Below are 16,045 nucleotides of genomic sequence, written 5' to 3'. Positions count from 1 at the left end.
GTGTATACATATTGCATAAATATACACAAAAAATGCATAATAAGTTTTATTATACGGAAAAGGTTGTTTTTCTATGGTGATGCGGAAAATTCCGGCTAGATCCTTGAGCAATGCGGGGGTCTGGTTTTTGGTGTTGATTTCCCCGGTGGCGCTTTTTGGCCTGTTCCTGGCGGCCCAGGGAGTTGATGCCATGGGGACCTATGCTTCCATGGTCAGGCTGACCCTCTTTACCGGCTACGGTATGGGGGAGGTGATTATCAAAACCACCCCCCTCATCTTCATCGCCGTGGCAACCTGTGTTTCCGCAAAGGCGGGGATCGTCAACGTGGGCGGGGAAGGGCAGTTTGCCATGGGCGCCTTGGCGTCCACCGCCCTGGGGGTTTCCCTGGGCGCCTCCTTGCCGGCCGTGGCGGGCATACCCCTGATGGCTCTGGCGGGTATTTTAGGGGGCCTGATCTGGAGCGGTATCGCGGGGCTGCTTAAAAATCACGCCAATATGAACAGCACCATTACGACCCTCATTCTGAATTATATCGCCGTCCAGGTGGTGAGTTACTTTGTGTTCGGCCTTTTAAAGGACCCCGCCAGTTTTAACTGGCCCATGAGTCCCCCCATACCGAATCATTTGCAGTTATTCAAATTCGGTAATTCCAAGGTTAGTATTACTATTTTTATCGCCCTGCTTACGGCGGTTTTGGTTTGGCTCATCCTGGGCAGGACCAAGTGGGGCTTTAAGATCCGCGTCATAGGGGGGAACCCCATGGCGGCGCTCCACGCGGGATATAATGTTAAAAAGAACCAGCTTATCGCCATGGCAATCAGCGGGGGGCTTTGCGGCTTTGCGGGGATGCTGGAGATGGGCTCCGTGGAAGAACGGCTGAGGCAGACCACGGGGGTTAACTACGGTTACCTGGGGTTTCTGGCTGCCTGGATGGCCTGGAACAACCCCCTGCTCTCGATACTCACCGCTTTTGTGATCGGTTTCCTTTCGGTGTCCGGAAACATTCTGGAAATAACCAGCGGCCTTCCCTCATCATCAATACGGATCCTCATGTCCGTGGTATTGCTGGCCATACTCTGGAAGGGGCGGAAAAAATGATTGGCGCATTAACACTGCTGCTCTCCGGGGCCATTCAGTCCGGTACTTCGGTTCTCTACGGCGTATACGGCGAAACCCTCTGTGAACGGGTGGGGGTTCTGTACATGGGTATCGAGGGCAGCATGGTCCTGGGGGCCTTTGCGGCCTACATGGTCACTTCCGAAACCGGTTCCCCCGTTCTGGGACTGGGGGCAGGTATGCTGGCGGGGGCCCTGCTCGCCCTGGCGCACGCCTACTTTGTCATCACCCGCAGGACAAACCAGATTGCCACGGGGCTTACCCTGATGTTTCTGGGACTGGGGCTTACCGCTTTCTTTGGCAGAAAATATACGAGCATCCATGTGGACGGTTTCCGGGAGCTTGCCATCCCCCTGCTCTCAAAAATACCGGTTATCGGGCAGGCGATTTTTACCCAGGACCCTATCACCTATATTTCTTTTATTCTGGGGCCCCTTTTATGGTTCCTCATTTTTAAAACTCGCACCGGAATACTATTTAGGGGAACCGGGGAGGATGAAAAGGTGGTCTTTGCCTACGGGGTTAATCCTGTGCTGTTCCGCTACCTGGGGGTTCTGGCCGGGGGCGCTCTGGCGGGAATTGGGGGAGCCCAGCTTTCCATTGCCTACACCCACACCTGGATCGAGGGAATAACCAATGGCCGGGGTATTATCGCGGTGGCCCTGGTTATTCTTGCGTCATGGAACCCCGCTAAGGCCTATATCGGGGCGTACATTTTCGGCGGCGCCCAGGCCTTACAGCTTATCCTGCAGCAGCAGGGTTACAACATTTCACCTTTTCTGCTGCTCATGCTGCCCTATGTGTTGACCCTGGCGGCGCTCTTTGCCATGTCGAAACAAAAGCGGCAGGTGATGCCCGAGGAACTAAAGCGGGTGATCAATAACTGAAAGTGATAAACCGGGCATGTGTTTGCCCTGTTAATAAAAAGAGGAGTAAAGACATGAAAAAAATTTTGTTACTGGGGATGGCAGTATGTATGGCGGCGGGCTTGTCCCTGGCGTCCTGTTCGGGGAAAAAGCAGGAAAGCGGCGCGAACGCCGCAGGTTCGGCAAAACCCGTGGGCATAGGTTTTATCTTTGTGGGCGCCCGGGATGATTACGGCTACAACCAAGCGGCCTACCAGGGCAGTGTGGCGGTGGAGCAGGCCTTTGGCGACAGGGTAAAGATCTACCGCTCCGAAAATGTTCCCGAAACTTCCGAAGCATCCAGGGTACTTGAACAAATGATACAGGTGGGAGCCACGGTTCAGTTCCCCACATCCTACGGACATCTGGACCCGGCGCTGGACGTGGCTAAAAACAGAAAGGATGTTATCTTTTTCCACCAGGGCGGGCTTAAAACCTCCGATAACCTGGGCACCTATTTTGGAACGATCTGGGAGCCCTTCTATCTGGCGGGAATGGCTGCGGGGAAGGTTACCAAAACGAACAAGCTTGGCTTTATCGCCTCCTTCCCCATCCCCCAGGTACTGCTCAACATAAACGCCTTTGAGCTGGGGGCCAAATCGGTGAACCCTGCGGTTACCACCACGGTGGTCTTTACCGGCAGTTGGGCCGATCCCGCTATGCAGACCAATGCGGCCAACAGCCTGATTGACGGCGGCGCCGATGTGCTGACCCAGCACCAGGACAGTACCAAAACAATAATCGAGATTTGCGAACGCCGGGGGGTAAAGGCGGTGGGTAACCATGCGGACGCTTCCGAACTTGCCCCGGAAGGCTGGGTAACAGGAGCCATGTGGAACTGGGGTCCCACCTTTATTGACATGGCCCAAACAGCGCTGGACGGTAAATTCACGGGCAGCAAGTACGATGGTAAATTCCGGGGCGGCCTTAAGGAAGGGGTGGTGGATCTGGCGCCCTTTGGTAAAAATGTTCCCCCGGATGTGGTTGTCCTGGTAAACAATGCCAAGGCGCAGATGATTGCCGGGGATCTCTTCGCTTTTGAGGGGGAGGTAAAAGACCAGACCGGCAAGGTGGTTATTGCCAAGGGCGCGCGGCCTTCGGTGGACGAACTGGAAACCTGCGACTACCTGGTCGAAGGCGTAATCGGCAGTGTTGCCAACTAAGTTTATTGATAAGGCGGTTCCCTACCCATGGCCCTATGACGGGAACCTGAAAAGAGAAAACACCGCCCTCCTGGTTATAGATATGCAGGCGGATTTTGTGGCCCCCGGCGGTTATATCGATCACATGGGCTACGATGTGTCCCTTACCGCCCGGGCGATTAAGCCAATCCGTAAGGTTTTGGACGCCGCCCGGGCAATACCGGGGCTTATGATCATCCACACCCGGGAGGGGCACCGGCCGGACCTTTCGGACCTGCCCGCAAACAAACGGTGGCGGAGCGCCCTCCACGGTATCCCCATCGGCGAGGCGGGTCCCAAGGGCCGCATCCTGGTGCGGGGTGAAGAAGGTTGGGACATTGTAGAAGAACTGTGCCCCCAAGCGGGGGAGCTTATCATCGACAAGCCGGGGAAGAGCGCCTTTTACGCCACCGACCTGGAGGTGATACTCCGCTGCCGGGGTATTGTGAACCTGATCCTTACGGGGGTAACCACAGACTGCTGTGTTCACAGTACCCTGCGGGATGCCAACGACCGGGGCTTTGAGTGCGTTACCCTCAGCGACTGCACCGGCGCCACGGTGTACGAAAACCACTTGGCCGCCCTTTCATCCATTCAACAGTCCAACGGTTTGTTTGGCTGTGTGTCCGATTCGGATGCGGTGATTGAGGTTTTGGAAAAAATCTGAAGGAGATTGTATGGCGACTATTGAATCTATTCCCTATGCATGGCCCTATAACGGCGATCTACGTGCCTGCAATACCGCATTGATGATCATCGACATGCAGACCGATTTCTGCGGTAAGGGTGGTTACGTGGACAAGATGGGCTACGATCTTTCCAATACCGCCCGGGCCATTGAGCCCATCAAAAAACTGCTGACCCTAGCCCGGAGCATACCGGGTTTCACGATCATCCACACCAGGGAAGGACACCGGCCCGACCTTTCGGATCTGCCGGCAAATAAACGGTGGCGGAGTGCTCAGATAGGCGCGGAACTGGGCAGCATGGGTCCCAAGGGCCGCATCCTTGTCCGGGGCGAAGAGGGCTGGGACATCATAAGCGATCTGTACCCCCTGGAGGGGGAGGCGATCATCGACAAGCCCGGCAAGGGCTCCTTCTACGCCACCGACCTGGACATGATCCTTAAAATGAAGCATATCGACAACATCATTCTTACGGGGATCACCACCGATGTGTGCGTCCACACCACCATGCGGGATGCCAACGACCGGGGCTACGAGTGTGTTATCCTGGAAGACTGCACCGGCGCCACCGACATGGGTAACCACGCCGCGGCCCTTAAAATGGTCACCATGCAGGGCGGCGTCTTTGGCGCCGTCTCCGATTCCGCTTCGGTGATCCGGGCTTTGGAAAACCTAAAAAGGAGCTAGCCATGGGTACCACCATAGTCCACCAATGGGATGATCTTGCGATGGTTAAAAACCCAAACCATCCCGAACTGTACCAGAAAACTTTTTTGAACCCCGCCGATGCGGATCATGCGGACATACGGGCCAGCATGATCCTCTATGAAAAACTGGAAAAGGGCGGCGCGGTTCTTCCCCACTACCATGATGTCTGCGAGATTATCTGTGTCACCAAAGGCAGGGTGCAGTTTTATTGCGAAACAGGCTGGGTGGAATACCATGCCTACGACACCTTTATTGTCAGCGCCGGCCAGGTCCATTCGGTAACTAACATCCACGATGAACCTTCGGAACAGATCAGCTTTTTTGTGCCCGCCGGCGCCGGCGTTAAGAACGAGGTGTTCAAGACGACCATACTGGAGGGCGGGGAAGTGGAGCGGCTTATGAAAATGGCGGGCAAGGGTTAATCTATCAGCGTTTGTTTGAAACCCCCGCCCCTTCCCACTCCGCCCTATGTCCTATATAATTGATAAGATATGTCAATTGATTCTGCGAATCCCCTGATTGTACAGAGTGATCGTACCCTGTTATTGGATGTTCATGCCCCCAAGGCTGAGGAAGCCCGGGCCGCCGTTATGCCCTTTGCGGAACTGGAAAAGTCCCCTGAACATATACATACCTTCAGGATAACCCCCCTATCCCTCTGGAACGCCGCCAGCGCAGGCTTCACCCCCGCCGATGTGGCGGCCGCCCTGGATGCCTATAGCCGCTATCCTGTTCCTCAAAGCATACTCGAAGGTTTTTCCGATACCATGGCGCGGTACGGCAAGATCCGGCTGGTAGCGGCGGATGGAAAAGCGCCATTGGATCCCCTTCGCCCCCTTCCGGAGGAACTCCTCCTGGTGGCGGATGATACGGCTATCCTGGCGGAAATAGGGGCCGCAAAGCCCCTGACCAAGCTGCTTCACCAGTGCCCTGAGGGGTTCAGGCTGAAGCTGACCGACCGGGGCAGTGTTAAACGGGAGCTTATCCGGATGGGCTGGCCCGTACAGGATATGGCGCCCCTGATCACCGGGGAGGCTCTGGAGCTGAGCCTGCGTTCCGCCGCCGCTTCCGGCAGACCCTTTACCCTGCGGGACTACCAGTCCGAAGCGGCCCGGTCGGTGCTGGGAAACAACGGTCCCGGGAGCGGTTACGGGGTGGTGGTGCTTCCCTGCGGTTCGGGGAAGACCATGGTAGGCATGGCCCTGATGAGCCTCCTTAAAACAAATACCCTGGTACTTACCACCAATGTGGCGGCGGTGCATCAGTGGATAGATGAGCTCCTGGATAAAACGGACCTTGAGGCGGATGAGATCGCCGAATATACCGGCGACTCCAAGCGGGTGGCGCCGGTAACCATAGCTACCTACCAGATCATCACCTGGCGGCCCGATAAGGAAGCGGAGTTTCCCCACTTCAAGCTCTTCCGGGAACGGCCCTGGGGGCTGATCATCTACGACGAAGTTCACTTACTGCCGGCCCCGGTCTTTCGGGTAACCGCGGAGCTTCAGGCGGTGCGTCGGCTGGGGCTTACCGCCACCCTGATCCGGGAAGACGGGGCGGAGGACGCGGTGTTCAGCCTGGTGGGGCCCAAACGCTACGATGTCCCCTGGAAGGATCTGGAAAGCAAGGGTTGGATTGCGGAAGCCCTCTGTACGGAGATCCGCCTGGACATGCCGGAGAAGCTGAAGATCCCCTATGCCGTGGCAACTCCCCGGGAAAAGTACCGGGTGGCCAGCGAAAACCCCTACAAGGAAAGCATCGTCCGCCAGTTGATGGATAACCACCCGGAGGATCATATCCTGGTGATAGGCCAGTATATCACCCAGTTGGAAGGGCTGGCCCGGCTTCTCAAGGTGCCCCTGATTACCGGGAAAACCCCCAATGCGGAACGGGAAAAGGTATACGGCGCCTTCAAGCGGGGTGAGTTCCGGGTTATCGTGGTGTCCAAGGTGGCGAATTTTGCCATCGACCTTCCCGATGCCTCCATGGCTATCCAGGTTTCGGGCTCCTTCGGTTCCCGGCAGGAGGAAGCGCAGCGCCTGGGCCGTATTCTGCGGCCTAAGGGACGGAACTCCTATTTCTATACCCTGGTTTCCCGGTATACCGTAGAGGAGGATTTCGCCGCGAACCGCCAGAAATTCCTTGCCGAGCAGGGCTACAAATACGCCATCCAGCACTGGACGGAGAATGAGATACTCGCCGGACAAAGTGGGGCAGGGCAGCATGAATAACTCCCCCTTTCGTTCCCCGGATGTCTGGAAATCTGCCCTGCTGATCCTCCCGGACAGTTCCTACTTCGAGCTCATGCGCAGCGTCTTTGGGAATATCAAAACTCCCTTCAATAAACAGCGGCTTGCGGAAGATTTGGAGGCCTTCTTATCCCGCAAGGAAATTCAGGAGGCCATCGCCTTATATATTGATGAAACCGACGCCAGGATTATCGCCGCCATCGCAACCCTGGAAGAGCCGGCGCCGGGGGAACTGGAAACCTTTTTCGCCGGGGAGTTTAGCTACGCAGAGCTGCATAGCATACTCCTCAACCTGGAGGAGCGGCTTATCCTTTACCGGTTTCAGGAAAAGGGGGTCTACCATCTGGCCCTGAACCCCCTGCTGGAACCGGTACTTGGCCCAATCGTTGTCGATAAGAGCTCCCTCTTTCCGTCGGAGCCCCTGGAAATTTCGGAGCTGAGTAACCCGCCCGGCTATGGCGTCCTGGACGATCGTATCCTGGCGGCGCTCTTTGCGTTTGTTTCCGACCAGCAGGACTTCTTTAAGACCGAAGGGGGGATACGGAAAAAAATTCTGGATGACGGAAGGCTTCTCTTCCCCGGTTTGGATCTTGAGTCCCTTATCGGGGGTCTGCAGTGCCTGGGTCTTCTGCAGCAGCAAGGGGAAGGGCTTGTCCCCGATGAATCGAAGATCCGTTACTTTACGGCCCTTTCTTTCAATGAACGGCAGGAATACTGTGCCGCAGGAATCTGTATCGATAAAACTATCCCCAAGCCTGCCCTCTGGCCGCTTGCAGCGAAGTTCCCTTTGCAAGCTAACCGGGGCCGCCTTTCGGCGCTCACCAGGTTTATCCACACCTTTATGGATGCCCTGAAGATGGCGCAGCGTTATCCCCGGTCAACCCTCAAACGGATTGCGGATATTCTGGAACGGAGCGGCATTGAGCAGATACCCTGGGGGGTGGAAACCAAGGGCCGGGGGAACAGTGACGATCTGTTCGATTCGATGCTGGAAGCGTTCAAGACCGTAGGCCTTCTGGGGACCGATTCACGGGATGGATATTTCCGGTATCCCCCGACTGCGCGGGAAACTGCGTTGCAAGTAGCGCGGGAAACTGCGTTGCAAGTAGCGCGGGAAACTGCGTTGCAAGTAGCGCCGGAAACTTCGTCGCAAGTTGCGGTAATTGCCATGGATACGGCCTTTTCCTGTATACTCTATCCGGAGATCCCCTTTTCCGATGCCCTGGCTCTTGCCTCCTTCAGCCTTGTCCGGGAAACCGGTACGGCGGTGCGGTTTGAGATTACCCGGGAATCGGTAGTCCGGGGCTTTGACCGGGGCATGAATGCCGAGGCCATGGTTACCCTCTTGGATCGCCTATCGGGAAACCAGGTGGATCAGAACCTCCGCTGGACCGTGAAGGACTGGGAATCCCGGTATTCCGGGGTTTCTCTCCACCAGGGGATAGTCCTTACCCTGTCGGAGGACCGCCGGTACCTGGCCGAAGCGGAGCCTGTTTCTTCTCTGATAAGCCGGACTCTTATGCCGGGGGTCTACCTCCTTTCGGCATCCGAAAAGACCGATGCTATCCAGGCCCTTCATAAGGCGGGGATAGATATCATCGCCCAGCCGCCCCAGCTTGTCGATACCTTACCCGGAGATAGGTATTCCCCCTATCCGTCCCAGCCTGAATCCCGGTTCCATTCTGACGGGTTTCAGGATAAACCCGCATTTTGCAGCGAAGTAGAAACACTGTTTCTTGATACGGAAAAGGCGGAACAGGCTAAGGGACGCTTCCGTTCGGCCCTGGAAAAGCTGTCCCTTACCAAGGGCGAACGGGACGAGCTTTCCGCCCGGATAGAGCGGCGGCTCATACTTAATGAATCCCAGTTGGTAGGTGTCTCGGTACGGTATGAAAAACTGGAAGCCCGGGGTCTTGACTACGTGGGAAAAACATCCATCGCGAAACAGGCCATTACCTCGAAGCAGCTCATAGAAATTATGTGGTCCAATCCGGATGGGGAAGTGAACCGGGTCATCGGTATACCCGAGGCCATGGAAAAATCCGGGGGAGAGAGCCTGTTGGTCCTCAAACCCGTACCGCCCGGCGACACGATCCGCCTCCCCTTGGGAAAGATCAGTCTCCTCCGGCGGATTAAACAATCAATTTTTGGAGAATGAGTCCCGCTTTGCGGGGCTTCCAATTGAAATTCTAAGGAGTAAACAATGCCCCTATTACCATTTTCAGCTAATCAGATAGAAGCAAACCAGTCAAAATTGGCGGTCCTCATCGACGCCGATAATACCCAGCCCGCCATCATCGAAGGCCTCCTGGACGAGGTGGCCAAGTACGGTGTGGCCAGCGTCAAACGGATCTACGGCGACTGGACCAGCACAAACCTCCGCTCCTGGAAGGACCGGCTGCTGGAGCACGCCATCCAGCCCATACAACAGTTTTCCTACACCACCGGCAAAAACGCTACGGACAGCGCCATGATCATCGACGCCATGGACCTCCTCTACAGCGACAAACTGGACGGCTTCTGCATTGTCTCCAGCGACTCAGACTTTACCCGCCTTGCTGCAAGGCTCCGGGAAAGCGGCCGCACGGTCTACGGCTTTGGGGAAAAGAAAACACCCCGGGCCTTTGTTTCGGTCTGCGACAAATTTATCTACACAGAAATACTGCGGGATAACCAGGAGGAGGCCGACGAAGACGACGCCCGCCCGGCTGCCCGGCCCAAGCGGGACTTCAAGGTGGACCGCAAACTCCTCAAACTCCTCCACGATACGGTGGACGATCTGGCCGATGAATCCGGCTGGGCCTATCTGGGCGGGGTAGGGCAGAAGATCACCCTCCGGTCCAGCGAGTTCGACCCCCGGAACTACGGCTTCAAGAAACTGGCGGACCTCTTCCGGGCGGTTCCCCAGTTCGAGACCGAGGAACGGCCCCAGGAGAACGGCACCGGACGGCAGGTGTATATCAGGTGGAAACGAAAGGGGAAATAGGACTGTAGCTTCGAAAAAGTGTATTTCTATAACACTTTTATATTTGAAAAGGTGTTGACAAACTACACTTTTGCCATATAATTAGTATGTGGTGATATCATGAAACGGAACATAACTGCTAAATTTTTAGAATGGAAGCAAAGCCGGGTGCGGAAGCCCCTAATCGTCTATGGGGCGCGTCAGGTAGGTAAAACGTATAGCATCCTCAACTTTGGTGCGGTCTATTATAAGAATACGGTCTACTTTGATTTGGAGGATTCCCGGGACATACAGGCTGTCTTTGAGCGGGACCTTCAGCCCAAGCGGATATTGCGTGAACTGGCCGCCGCAGCAGGGCAGTCAATCCTGGCTGAAGATACCCTTATTGTTTTTGATGAAATCCAGGTATGCGAGCGGGCCTTAACGAGCCTGAAATATTTCTGCGAAAATGCCCCGGAATACCATATTATTGCTGCCGGGAGCCTCCTTGGGGTGGCGCTTAATCGCGAAAAATATTCCTTTCCTGTGGGTAAGGTGGATATGCTCACCCTCTACCCTCTGGACTTCGAGGAATTCCTTTGGGCCGCCGGGAATGAAGCCTTGGCGGGTCTTATAAGGGAGCATTTTGAGGATTTTAGCCCCTTTCCCCTTCATGATCGGGGGCTGGATCTGTATCGGACCTATTTGATAAGCGGCGGGATGCCCCGGGCGGTGATGGAATACATCCAAACCCAGGACTTTAACTTTGTGCAGGCCGCGCAAAAAACTTTGAACGATTCGTATATCGCCGATATGGCTAAATACGCTTCCTCCCATGAGACAAACCGAATTTTGGCAGCCTGGGCCAGCGTTCCCGCCCAGCTTGCCAAGGAGAATCACAAGTTCCAGTACAAACTTATCAAACATGGAGGGCGCGCCCAGGAGTATGAGCTGCCCCTGCAGTGGCTCAAGACGGCGGGGATGGTCAACCTCTGCGAGAAGGTCCGGTCCGGGCTGGCGCCTCTTTCGGCATATGCGGAAAACGGCTTCTTCAAACTGTACATGGTAGATACGGGATTGCTCTGTTCAAAATTTGAGATCGCACCATCCCTGGTTTTAAGCGGTCATCCCCGATTCGATATTTTTAAGGGCGCCCTCACGGAGAATTTTATTTGTCAGGCCCTGAGGGTAAATAACATAACCCCTTATTACTGGGAATCAAAAGGCATGGCGGAAGTAGATTTTGTGTTTCAGGATAGGCAGGGCAATATCATTCCCCTGGAGGTAAAATCTGCCCGAAATGTCCGGTCCAAAAGTCTAACCCGGTTTGTTGAGCTCTACAAGCCGCCCTACGCCATACGGGTATCGACCCGGAACTTCGGGTTTGAGGGAGGGATAAAAAGCATTCCCCTCTACGGCATCTTTTGCTTAAAGCTTTCCTGAAGCGGAAATAGAGCTTATCTTATTTGTTAAGTTCGCCTACAAATCCAGTGTCAAATCATTCCCCTTGATCCACCCCTTCTTCCGCAGGGGTATGGCGATAACGGAGGTCAGTATTGCCGGCAGGATGAAGCATATCAACACTAACCCTGTCCAGTCAAAGGCGGTAATGGCAGTCTTTGTACCCGCTGCAATATCGCTGATCCAGCCCGTATAGAGCCCTATCTGCCCCACGAGGCCGCAGGTGCCCATGCCCGACGCCACCGCCGGCCCGTCCATGCGGAGGGCGAAAATGCAGGTGGCGATGGGGCCGGTTATGGCCGAAGCGATGGTGGGGGGTATCCATATCCGGGGGTTCCGGACTATGTTCCCCATCTGAAGCATGGAGGTGCCGATTCCCTGGGCAAAAAGTCCGCCCCACTTGTTTTCCTTAAAGCTCATCACCGCAAAGCCCACCATCTGGGCGCAGCAGCCGGCAACTGCGGCGCCGCCGGCTAAGCCTGTAAGGTTCAGGGCGGCGCAGATAGCGGCGCTGCTGATGGGCAGGGTGAGGATCATCCCTACGATAACCGAAACCAGGATGCCCATAAAGAAGGGATGGAGTTCCGTGGCCCACATGACGGCATTCCCCATGGCGCTGGCCGCGGCGCCTATGGCCGGAGCGCAGCCCAGGGACAGCAGGACCCCCACGGCGATGGTTACTGCCGGGGTAACGATGATATCGATCTTAGTTTCCTTGGAAACCAGCTTCCCGAATTCGGCGGAAATTACCGCGATAAAATAAACCGCCAGGGGACCGCCTGCCCCGCCCAGGTTATTGGCGGCACCGCCCACGGCAATAAGGGAGAACAGGACCAGCATGGGACATTTCAGCGCCACTCCGATAGCCACCGCCATGGCCGGACCCGTAGCGGCCCGTGCATAAGCGGCTATGGTGAGCAGGATCGGTATCTTGAACTGCTCCCCTATGGTTCCGATGATGGTTCCGATGAGAAGGGACGCGAAAAGTCCCTGGGCCATGGCTCCCAGCGCATCAATACCGTACCGTTTTGCGGAAAATACAATGTCCTTCTTTTTTAGGAATTCGATAAGTTTCATGGGTAGAGCATACCGTATCGGAGAAAAAAAGACAGGTATCTCTTGACGGAAACCCCGGAAAAGACAAAAATAATGTATATAAATTCAATGGGAATAATAGGAAGTGAAAAATGAGTAAGCGGACCTATGGCAAAGAATTTGGTTTCCATACCCGGGCGGTACATACCGGGAACGATGTAGACACCGGGACCGGGGCCATTAAGCGGCCCATCGTCATGACGAACAGCTACGAACTGCCCTACGATCCATCGGACCTGAACTGGAGCGGTTCCGATAAGAACCTCTACACACGGAATGGGGGAAGCAACCAGCAGTACCTTCAGGAAAAGATAGCCGCACTTTCCGGAGGCGAAGACTGTGTGGTCCTGGGCAGCGGGGTAGCCGCCCTGTCGGGGCTCTTCTTTTCGCTCCTCAAATCCGGGGACCATGTGGTCTTTTCCAGCGTTACCTATATCGCGGTGTACCGGCTTTTGAACGAAATCTTCAATAATAAGTTCAACGTGGAGACCACCATCGTGGATACCTCGGACCTGGAAGCGGTGCGGAAGGCGGTACGGCCCAATACCCGGCTTGTCCACATTGAGACCCCGGGCAACCCCACCATCACGGTCTCGGATATCCGGGCTATAGCGGCTATTGCCCATAAAAACGGCGCCCTCCTTTCGGTGGACAATACCTTCGCCTCACCCTACAACCAACGGCCCCTGGAACTGGGGGCGGATTTCGCCGTGGAAAGCCTGACCAAGTACATCAACGGCCACGGAGATTCCATGGGGGGCGCCATCATTGGTAAAAAGGAACACCTGGACATCATCCGAGCCCAAGCCCAGGTAAACCTTGGCGGGGTAATCAGCCCCTTCAACGCCTGGCTCATCATGCGGGGTTCCGTAACCCTGCCCCTGCGGATGCGCCAGCACAACGAGAACGCCCAGAAGGTCGCGGAGTACCTCGAGAGCCTTCCCTGCGTCCGCTTTGTCGCCTACCCGGGGCTCAAGAGCCACCGCGGCCACGCTATTGCGGCTGCCCAAATGTCCCCGGGCTATGGCGGGGTACTTTCCTTTGGCCTTAAGGCGGACCACGACACCCACAACCGCTTTGTCAGCCATCTCCGGGTCATCACCTCAGCGGTTTCCCTGGGTCATGATGAAAGCCTCATCGTCTTCCTTGGTGAAAAGGATGAACGGCAGTATCTCTACCCCCCGGAGTTCCACGACGGATTTTTCCGTTTCAGTGTGGGTATCGAGGACGCGGAGGATATCATCGGAGACCTGGAACGGGCGCTGCGGAAAACGGGGCTTGTATAGGTACCATAGTTTTTCTTAAAATATCCTAGAAAGATATCTGCTTAAATAAGGCAACGGCACAGAGAATCGCCGCCAGGGGCACATAGACAAACTTTCCCAGGAGATACCAGTAGTTTCCATGTGCCTTCAGGGCGCCTTTGTTAATTTCTTCCATCAGATCGTCCTTCTTCATGATCCAGAACCAGGAGACCGCTCCCAGCGTTGCGCCGATGGGAATGATATAAATTGATACTATGTCCATCCAGGGACCCCACCGGAATATGGGTTCCATATTGATCCCAACCCCAAGACAGACTGCGCAGAGAATAAACAGCATGAACTTGCGGGTCAGTGCGGGAATATGCTTGAGCAAAGATTCGCCCACCGCTTCAAACATATTTTGCAGGGAGCTTACCCCGGCAAAGATCATGGCTCCATAAAGAATAATAGCGAAGAACTGCCCAAAGGGGATGTCCTGCAAAATCCTCGGCAGGGTTACAAAGAGGAGCCCGGGGCCGCCGCCCACATCAATTTTGTAGGCAAAACACGCAGGAATGATGACCAGGGCCGCCACAAATGCTGCGAGGGTATCGAATACGGCGGTCCATCTGGCCGCTGAGACAAGATCCTCCTTATCATCCAGATACGCGCCGTAGACGATCATCCCGCTGCCGGTCATGGACAGGGAGAAGAACGCCTGACCCATGGCCCACACCCACAGCATGGGGTTTTTGAACTGGGACCACACGGGGATAATCATGAATTTATACCCCGCCGCTGCGCCGGGCAGAAAAGCTACCCGGATTGCCAGAACCACAAAGACAAGGAAGAACAGGGGCATCATCACCTTGTTGGTCTTTTCAATACTGGATGCGCCCAGGAGCAGGGTCAAGAGGGTTCCCACCACCACAATGATATGGAGGGGAACCACCGAATAATTGGTGAGCGAAAAGGATTCAAACCACTGCGCAGTATCCACCGTCATCAGTGCGCCGGACACCGAATGGACAAAGGCTTTAAGCACATAGGTGATAATTACCGCATAGCCGATGGCGATACACATGGATCCTGCCAGAGGAAGCCATCCCACGAAGCGGCCGATTTTTTCTTTGGCCCTAGTTCCCCCGGATATCCACGCCGCATGATAGGAGCCCACCGTACCGGTTTTGGAGCGGCGGCCAATGCCGTATTCCGCCGCAAGCCCGGTGCTGCTGAAAATAACCACAAATATAAGATACGCAATGATGAAGGCTCCGCCGCCGTTTGCTCCTATTTTATAGGGGAAGCCCCACACATTGGCCATACCGACCGCGGAGCCCACAGAAGCGAGAATAAATCCCCACCGCGAACTAAACTTGGCATGATGTGCAAGACTACCGGTTTGGGCCATACCAATTCTCCTTACTGGAAACATCAGGGATACTTGAAAGACATGACCCATATCATACAACACTAGTTGGCAAAAATCAACAAAAAACTTAGGCAGCCAATTTTTGCCAAGTTCCAAAGCCTGCTGAATAGGTCAACCAGACAGTAAGCAGCCTAAGGCTATGGAACTTAGTTTTGTTTCCGCTTCATCCGACCGGGATACCAGTACGATAGGAACCTTCGCTCCTAAAATGATCCCCGCCGACCGTGCCCCCGCAAAATAGGTAAGAGCCTTTCCTATCCCATTGCCCACTTCATAATTTGGCATCAAAAGAATATCTGCGTTACCGCCATCGGGATCATCGTACCCCTTATGCCGGCAGGCGTTTTCACTGATTGCAAGGTCCAGGCCCACTGGTCCCAGTACCTTAAGATTGTACGTATCCCATTGGCTGGTCATACGGCTAAGGGCTTGGGCGTCTACGGTAGATTGAATTTTCGGATCCACCGATTCGGCGCCGCAAACACAGGCTGCTACTATCCGATCATAACCAAGGACCTTAAACATTTCAGCTGCGTTAGTTACAATGGCGATCTTTTTTTCCAAATCCGGATAGGTATTCATACCCCCATCGGTTACCGCCAAAATCTTTGGGTATGCGGCGGTCTCGTATAACATGACATGGCTTATTACCTTTCCTGTCCGCAGCCCTGTTTCCCTATCAATTACCGCCCGCATCAACTCGGCGGTACTGAGCAGTCCCTTCATTAAAAAATCGGCCCTTCCCGATCGTACCAGAGAAACCGCCTTTGCGGCAGCGTTTGTGTTGTCCGCCGCATGTTCAATCCAATAATCGGTACTTTTTTCACCAATTTCTTCCAGTATATCAGCGATTTTTTCCGCATTACCCACCAAAACCGGTTTTACTATTCCCTGATGGGCAGCTGCCGCTGCGGCTTGTAAAACATTCTCATCATGGGCGGCAGCAATGACCAGGATCTTTTCTTTTCCTCCGGCAGCGCTTTTTATTGCCCGATCAATTATTTCCTGGGTTGATTTGATCAC

Annotated in this window: 14 protein-coding genes; 11 read left to right on the top strand and 3 right to left on the bottom strand. The window is 54.9% G+C overall.

The annotated features are described in order from the left end of the window. Positions 1 to 73 precede the first annotated feature (73 nt). The 10 genes from TPRIMZ1_RS0117725 (at position 74) to TPRIMZ1_RS0117680 (ending at position 11,233) form a co-directional block, all read left to right on the top strand. Positions 74 to 1,099: an ABC transporter permease gene (locus TPRIMZ1_RS0117725; protein ID WP_100217123.1), complete on the top strand. Its 1,026-nt coding sequence runs from the start codon at positions 74 to 76 to the stop codon at positions 1,097 to 1,099. Beyond that, positions 1,096 to 2,004 (top strand): ABC transporter permease, encoded by a 909-nt coding sequence (locus TPRIMZ1_RS0117720; RefSeq protein ID WP_010263845.1) that lies wholly within the window; start codon positions 1,096 to 1,098, stop codon positions 2,002 to 2,004. Before TPRIMZ1_RS0117725 ends, TPRIMZ1_RS0117720 begins: the two co-directional genes overlap by 4 nt. Positions 2,005 to 2,057: 53 nt before the next feature. Beyond that, positions 2,058 to 3,185 carry a BMP family ABC transporter substrate-binding protein gene (locus TPRIMZ1_RS0117715; RefSeq protein ID WP_010263842.1) on the top strand — a complete coding sequence of 376 codons (1,128 nt, stop codon included), beginning with the start codon at positions 2,058 to 2,060 and terminating at the stop codon, positions 3,183 to 3,185. Next, complete coding sequence (locus TPRIMZ1_RS0117710) at positions 3,172 to 3,870, top strand: cysteine hydrolase family protein (RefSeq protein ID WP_010263841.1); 699 nt, start codon at positions 3,172 to 3,174, stop codon at positions 3,868 to 3,870. The genes TPRIMZ1_RS0117715 and TPRIMZ1_RS0117710 overlap by 14 nt, the downstream gene beginning before the upstream one ends. 10 nt (positions 3,871 to 3,880) lie before the next feature. Further along, entirely contained in the window at positions 3,881 to 4,576 is a 696-nt protein-coding gene (locus tag TPRIMZ1_RS0117705) for a cysteine hydrolase family protein (protein ID WP_010263839.1), read from the top strand. A gap of 2 nt (positions 4,577 to 4,578) precedes the next feature. Next, positions 4,579 to 5,019, top strand: coding sequence for a cupin domain-containing protein (locus TPRIMZ1_RS19500; RefSeq protein ID WP_010263838.1), 441 nt, complete (start codon positions 4,579 to 4,581; stop codon positions 5,017 to 5,019). Positions 5,020 to 5,088: 69 nt separating this feature from the next. Then, positions 5,089 to 6,828 (top strand): DNA repair helicase XPB, encoded by a 1,740-nt coding sequence (locus tag TPRIMZ1_RS0117695; protein WP_010263835.1) that lies wholly within the window; start codon positions 5,089 to 5,091, stop codon positions 6,826 to 6,828. Beyond that, positions 6,821 to 9,004 (top strand): helicase-associated domain-containing protein, encoded by a 2,184-nt coding sequence (locus tag TPRIMZ1_RS0117690; RefSeq protein WP_010263834.1) that lies wholly within the window; start codon positions 6,821 to 6,823, stop codon positions 9,002 to 9,004. The genes TPRIMZ1_RS0117695 and TPRIMZ1_RS0117690 overlap by 8 nt, the downstream gene beginning before the upstream one ends. Positions 9,005 to 9,049: 45 nt before the next feature. After that, the gene (locus TPRIMZ1_RS0117685) at positions 9,050 to 9,832 is read left to right on the top strand and encodes an NYN domain-containing protein (RefSeq protein WP_010263832.1); all 783 of its coding nucleotides are present in this window, start codon (positions 9,050 to 9,052) and stop codon (positions 9,830 to 9,832) included. Between the two features lie 99 nt (positions 9,833 to 9,931). Continuing rightward, the gene (locus TPRIMZ1_RS0117680; protein ID WP_010263830.1) at positions 9,932 to 11,233 is read left to right on the top strand and encodes an ATP-binding protein; all 1,302 of its coding nucleotides are present in this window, start codon (positions 9,932 to 9,934) and stop codon (positions 11,231 to 11,233) included. Positions 11,234 to 11,269: 36 nt separating this feature from the next. Here the strand turns inward: TPRIMZ1_RS0117680 and TPRIMZ1_RS0117675 are convergent, their stop codons facing one another. Then, complete coding sequence (locus TPRIMZ1_RS0117675; protein ID WP_010263828.1) at positions 11,270 to 12,328, bottom strand: PTS transporter subunit IIC; 1,059 nt, start codon at positions 12,326 to 12,328, stop codon at positions 11,270 to 11,272. Positions 12,329 to 12,438: 110 nt separating this feature from the next. Here TPRIMZ1_RS0117675 and TPRIMZ1_RS0117670 point away from each other — a divergent pair, with 110 nt between their 5' ends. Then, positions 12,439 to 13,632 (top strand): trans-sulfuration enzyme family protein, encoded by a 1,194-nt coding sequence (locus TPRIMZ1_RS0117670; RefSeq protein ID WP_010263826.1) that lies wholly within the window; start codon positions 12,439 to 12,441, stop codon positions 13,630 to 13,632. Between the two features lie 25 nt (positions 13,633 to 13,657). Here TPRIMZ1_RS0117670 and TPRIMZ1_RS0117665 read toward each other — a convergent pair whose 3' ends face one another. Next, a complete protein-coding gene (locus TPRIMZ1_RS0117665; RefSeq protein WP_010263825.1) occupies positions 13,658 to 15,001 on the bottom strand; it encodes a sodium-dependent transporter in 1,344 nt (447 codons plus the stop codon). Between the two features lie 132 nt (positions 15,002 to 15,133). Continuing rightward, complete coding sequence (locus TPRIMZ1_RS0117660) at positions 15,134 to 16,045, bottom strand: phosphate acyltransferase (RefSeq protein ID WP_010263823.1); 912 nt, start codon at positions 16,043 to 16,045, stop codon at positions 15,134 to 15,136.

Origin of the sequence: Treponema primitia ZAS-1, from assembly GCF_000297095.1 — a bacterium.
GTDB lineage: Bacteria > Spirochaetota > Spirochaetia > Treponematales > Breznakiellaceae > Termitinema > Termitinema primitia_A.
The sequence above is the reverse complement of the archived record's forward strand: the minus strand, read 5'-3'. Positions and strand labels throughout refer to the sequence as shown.

Bases quoted from the DNA above. Each gene is read 5' to 3' on its own strand.
- TPRIMZ1_RS0117725 (WP_100217123.1), top strand. From the start codon at position 74: ATGGTGATGCGGAAAATTCCGGCTAGATCCTTGAGCAATGCGGGGGTC.
- TPRIMZ1_RS0117720 (WP_010263845.1), top strand. From the start codon at position 1,096: ATGATTGGCGCATTAACACTGCTGCTCTCCGGGGCCATTCAGTCCGGT.
- TPRIMZ1_RS0117715 (WP_010263842.1), top strand. From the start codon at position 2,058: ATGAAAAAAATTTTGTTACTGGGGATGGCAGTATGTATGGCGGCGGGC.
- TPRIMZ1_RS0117705 (WP_010263839.1), top strand. From the start codon at position 3,881: ATGGCGACTATTGAATCTATTCCCTATGCATGGCCCTATAACGGCGAT.
- TPRIMZ1_RS19500 (WP_010263838.1), top strand. From the start codon at position 4,579: ATGGGTACCACCATAGTCCACCAATGGGATGATCTTGCGATGGTTAAA.
- TPRIMZ1_RS0117695 (WP_010263835.1), top strand. From the start codon at position 5,089: ATGTCAATTGATTCTGCGAATCCCCTGATTGTACAGAGTGATCGTACC.
- TPRIMZ1_RS0117690 (WP_010263834.1), top strand. From the start codon at position 6,821: ATGAATAACTCCCCCTTTCGTTCCCCGGATGTCTGGAAATCTGCCCTG.
- TPRIMZ1_RS0117685 (WP_010263832.1), top strand. From the start codon at position 9,050: ATGCCCCTATTACCATTTTCAGCTAATCAGATAGAAGCAAACCAGTCA.
- TPRIMZ1_RS0117680 (WP_010263830.1), top strand. From the start codon at position 9,932: ATGAAACGGAACATAACTGCTAAATTTTTAGAATGGAAGCAAAGCCGG.
- TPRIMZ1_RS0117675 (WP_010263828.1), bottom strand. From the start codon at position 12,328: ATGAAACTTATCGAATTCCTAAAAAAGAAGGACATTGTATTTTCCGCA.
- TPRIMZ1_RS0117670 (WP_010263826.1), top strand. From the start codon at position 12,439: ATGAGTAAGCGGACCTATGGCAAAGAATTTGGTTTCCATACCCGGGCG.
- TPRIMZ1_RS0117665 (WP_010263825.1), bottom strand. From the start codon at position 15,001: ATGGCCCAAACCGGTAGTCTTGCACATCATGCCAAGTTTAGTTCGCGG.